Annotated in this window: 3 protein-coding genes; 1 reads left to right on the top strand and 2 read right to left on the bottom strand. The window is 38.6% G+C overall.

The genetic code is table 11. The features are described 5' to 3' along the window. The first annotated feature begins 475 nt into the window (after positions 1 to 475). Positions 476 to 1,138 (top strand): flavodoxin family protein, encoded by a 663-nt coding sequence (locus FWF39_RS11845; RefSeq protein ID WP_343383645.1) that lies wholly within the window; start codon positions 476 to 478, stop codon positions 1,136 to 1,138. A 437-nt stretch (positions 1,139 to 1,575) separates the two neighbouring features. Here the strand turns inward: FWF39_RS11845 and FWF39_RS11850 are convergent, their stop codons facing one another. Continuing rightward, positions 1,576 to 3,378, bottom strand: a complete 1,803-nt coding sequence (locus FWF39_RS11850; protein ID WP_343383646.1) for a dockerin type I domain-containing protein — start codon at positions 3,376 to 3,378, stop codon at positions 1,576 to 1,578. Positions 3,379 to 3,776: 398 nt separating this feature from the next. Beyond that, complete coding sequence (locus tag FWF39_RS11855) at positions 3,777 to 4,532, bottom strand: hypothetical protein (protein ID WP_343383647.1); 756 nt, start codon at positions 4,530 to 4,532, stop codon at positions 3,777 to 3,779. Between the last annotated feature and the right edge of the window lie 580 nt (positions 4,533 to 5,112).

Genomic DNA, 5,112 nt, shown 5'->3' on the forward strand with positions numbered 1-5,112 from the left:
CGGTTTGGGCGGCAGATCGAAATGGTTCGGGTAAGCAGATAGATTGGCATTTTACCACAAAACAAGCAAGAGGTAAACTAAAACATCTATATCCTAACTTATAATGCGGTCAAAGCAATATGTGATTTACTATATATTTTAGAGAGTGAAGTTACCTAGCTCTACATGATGTGATAAAATAATTATGTTAACTCATCAGGTGAAATAAAAGAAACATTGTTTACCTGGTTGACTCCAACGTCCCAAGTGATATAGTAATCATCAGTGTAAACGACAGTTAGATGCCTAACTTTGCTAGAGTTGTCTAAATGTTACAACACTACACTTACTAAGGACCCAGGCAACAGCTCTTCGTGCACTACGATCAACTACTTTAAGAACAAACTTTCTTTTTTTATCAACCTGTTGAAAAATTTATTTATTATTGTTACGTTATGACATAATATAAGCAAATTTCGCGAAAGGAAAAATCCAAATGAACAAAGAAATAATCGGTATATCCGGAAGCCCTATACCAAACAGCAACACAGACAGATTCATTAAACATATACTAAAATCCAGCGGACTAAGCTATGAGTTTGTCAAATTAAGTGACATCACAGTAAGACCTTGTCGGGCATGTAAAGCCTGTGTTAAAGATAATGTTTGCAAGGTTAATGATGATTTTCCAGAACTTGCCAAAAAGTTATTGGCGTCTAAAGCTGTTGTTATCGGTGGATATGCGCCGTATCGTATGATAGATGGTTATACAAAGGCATTTATTGAGAGGTTGTGGTCGATGAGGCATTTGCATAGTTTAAATCAAGGCAGAATTGCTGTAACAGTCGTATCAAGCATAGAGTCCTCAACTGCCCAGAAAGTGCTTTCGAGCTTGGCAATTGTTATGCAGATGGAAAAGTTCAACCATGTGGCGCAGTTCCACATTAGTGGCAACGTAGCTTGTTTGACATGCGGTGTTGGAGGCGTTTGTGATGTCAGCGGGGCTAGACGTTTGTTTGGGCCGGATGTGGATATTTCCAAAGATTTATGCGTCGCTGTCGAAACGCTACCTGTCTGGGAACAGGGCAGTCAGATTGGCGCTTTGATAGGTCACTACATAAACGGCGAAATAGAAACGTTGCCGTCTGTTGGGCTTTAAAGCTGATATTTCGTTGCCGTCTTTTCTCCACATTGTTTAACGAGCAGTTAGACATAATAGGTGAAACGAAATCGGTTTGTGAAGCATTCTTCGTGGAAAACCCTGAAACGTGACGTTTATCACGCAACTTTACAAACTTTTTTCTTCAGATAATTTTACTCCTGGAAAGGCTGTCAAAATGTCTATTGAAATAGCCGTACAGAAAGCATATAACGGGTTTGGTCTAAACAAAAAACGGTGTTTTGGATATTTCTCGACCAGTAAAAATCGCTTGGGTTTTCTTGTCCGCAGGACAAGGTGACGGTTTACGGCATTATGGCCACGTCAACGGAGCAATACCTATGTTTGTGTGTAATTTAGTTATAAGCAAAAACGTTTACAATAAAAACGCAGATTATTGGTGAGCTTTTTAATAAAAAAAGATTATGGGGGAGGGTTTACCATGTGATGTTTTTGAGAATGAGGATCAAGTCCTCGATATCGACTCTGCCATCACCGTTTACATCAGCAGCTTTTGCAGTATTCCAGTTAGCATCGCCCTCTTTGGCCATAAAGAACAACTGAGCCGTGGTAAGATCAAGCTGATCAACAACACCATCACGATTAACATCATACCTTGAGAAGTATTGACCAATCGAGGTTTGTACAAGACCATTTGCTATCAAAGAATCAATGTAGACAGCCACATCAGCACCATCATAACCGCTTAAGACAGCATTAACCAGTTTAACATCAGTAGTTCCAAGCAACTTGCTGTTTGAAGAGAACACCATCTCAAAAATATCCAAAGCACCAATACTACTTACACCGCCAAAGTTGACAAGAGTAACACGACCTGTCCAAACACCATTGCCAGCCTGGATCCACTCAACATCACCAAGAACATCAAACCCATTAAGACCAGTGAAAGATTTGCCGCTAAAGTATGCACCGTCAACTTCAAACTGGAGAGTAACAGTAGCAAGTTTGCTTACATCACCAACAGAAACAGTGTATGTAGCATCATTACCAACAACAACATTGGTAACACCACTCAAAGTAACAACAGCAGACACTGGGCCAGTAACGCCGAAGGGTTGTGTGTATGCGATGCCGTTTTGGCTTTTAAGCTGTGCACGGACATAATTGTTTTCTATAACATCAGCATAGTTACTAACATCAATAGATGCACCTGTGGCAATGACATTAACCATTCCAGTTGTAGCATCAACACCAGATATCCACTCAATTACATCATAGTCAGCACCAGTTATGGTGATTGTATTGCCTTCAACCACAATATTTGTAATACTTGGAGTAGTGAGCGCAAGATTTAATGCATTTATACCTTCACGACGATCAATACGACTAACAGCATAAAAAGCACCAGTCTCCATAGCAGTTCTTGTCTGAGACTGTGTGAGCTCGGGCATAAGCATAACGTTCCAAGCAAAACCAGTGGCACCAACAGAATGAGTATCATCGTTAGCAAATCCCCATACAAAACGGCCATTTGGCATTGTTTGCGTTAAGATGTTATCCCAAAGAATCTTGTCACTTCTAGACTCGTCATCTTGTTTGTTTACTATCTCCATACCTACCAAGGATGGATATGCCATAAACAGGTCTACATATTTCTTTATGGTTGCTGGATTGTTAGATGCAGCTGCTCCGTTGGCTCCGCCAGCCGCGCCACCGGTATATCGGCCCGCATGGTTGATATGAGTAATGCCACCCAGTGCCTCAACCGCTGCTATCGTGCTGGCCATTGTCCGTGTTCCGCCAGTAACATCGTTATAATTAGCAAAGAATGAATTTATGTGGTCTGTGGCTGATTGTTCGTCACAGTTATCAATGTCAATCATACCTTTACCGTCGCGTCCTACACCTGCTTCGATTTCAGCTTTGCGCTCGGTAGTAATTGCACCTTTTGCGGCCTTATCCCAGTTCTCAGTAAGAACACTGTGATCAGTTACTGTGAAAATGTCAAAACCTTTGGCGTAGTGATCCTCGACCATTTGCGCTACGGTATTACTGCCATCAGAGTTTGTTGAGTGAGAATGAAAGTCTGCCTTGTATTGACCATACGTATTCCAGTCCACATTTGCATAGGGACTGGTGATGACAAAATTCCCTGATTGTCCTGTTGTTGCCGCTGTCGCCATCGATATGGCTCCTGTAAACATGGAGACCACCAGTATAACGGCCAGTAGCGTGGACATAACGCTTACTTTTTTTATAGTTGTTGTGTGTATTTTCATTTCTATTTTCTCCTATGGTAAGAAAAAGTTTTACCTAAAATTTTTGATATTTGTCCATTCATTTCATTTTTACCTTTAGTAGATTTTAAGAAAGCAACGCTTTCTATGGAGTAAAATCCAAAACGCTGATTATAAAAAATATGTTAATAGATTCAATAGCTATATTGTCTCTATATTTTTCTATAAAAAATATATATTCGTTAAGGTAAAATAACGCTAGTAACAGTTACCACAAACACTGCGAAAGACTGCAAACCAAACAAATATTTAACTAACTGCACTTTTTGCCTCTTTTGATGTGCAATAAAACCTTGTTATCAACTCTTTACATCATGCAGAACAAAAATGTCAACCTACAACTTCAAAATAGAATGACTCAAGAAAAGAGAGTCTGCAGGTTATTTGATGTTGACGCGTTTTTTCATGACAATAAAAACGCCAATGCCGCAAACCGCAACAACCAAAAACACAATGGCAATCCAAAAACCAACCGACATCCCAGAACCTTCTGAATTATCCACCAACAAATCATGTGCAACAATTAACGAAGCACTGTCATCATCTGCCGATGAATCCCGGGCATCAATTGATGACGCACTATTATTATCACCTACCGACGACCCCTTGGCATCAATTGATGACGCACTATTATTATCACCTACCGACGACCCCTTGACGTCATTTTCTGGCAATACTTTGATTTCAACAGGGGCAAGAAACTCACTACGTGTCTCACCATTATCAACAATCTGCACCAATTTAATCTCTGTCAAGGTAACTTTTTGAGAATCATCATTTAAACAATTGAAAACAAGATAACCCACATCTAGTTTACCATCTTTAGGTGCATATTTATTATCTGCATTATAAAATCCCACAGAAGTATAGCCATTTTTCACCACAACAGGCGTAGTTAAAGCAGAGGAAACAACTTCTGATTTTTCATAAGAAACAAATTCAAGACCTGACGAATACTCAAAAGTAAACTGAGCCCCAGCAATAGCATAAGACACATCAATAACTAACGGCACCTTCACCTGACGTTCATTAATGGTAGCGCCAAATGAAACAGGAACAACAGACAACAACAAAAAAACAGCTGACACCAAAAAAATGGACATTATTCGGTTACCATATTTTTTATGATTTTTCATACTTTTATCCCCTTATAAGAATAGCCTTTACAATTTTTAACATTTTTAATTGTTGCACTTTTGAAAGATACAAACATTTTAAGCCATCTTTAGCAGAAAGCAAATTATAAATATTAAGTTAATAAAATCAATAGCAATATCATAACTATATATCGATAAATAAAATACATATTCACCAAATACTTTAAAAAATAAATAAAAGTGGACATGGGTATTGAACTGGAGAATTTTTTGTCAACGAAAACTCGCCAAGAATGAAACTTGTCAAATAGCGATATCACCATACAGATGCTTAGTCCAAAGCGTCGGTTAAGAAATCAATTTCTGCTTTTTCCATATAGTTATTGTATTCTACACACAGATCTTTTAACTTAGTCACTGACAAAAGTTAACAAGGAAAGAGAGAGCGAGGCAACAAAAAGAATCACACCAATTCTAAGTTGTCTCGTTCAATCTTATTAAACCATAAAAATGGGAGTGAGTGAAAAATTTGAAGGTTAAATGTATAGGATGCGAAAAAAGATTTGACGTTTATCCCGAAAACTTTACCGACCACGAAATCATATTCTGCCCCATATGC

The organism is Candidatus Bathycorpusculum sp., assembly GCF_009778815.1.
Lineage (GTDB): Archaea > Thermoproteota > Bathyarchaeia > Bathyarchaeales > Bathycorpusculaceae > Bathycorpusculum > Bathycorpusculum hydrogenotrophicum.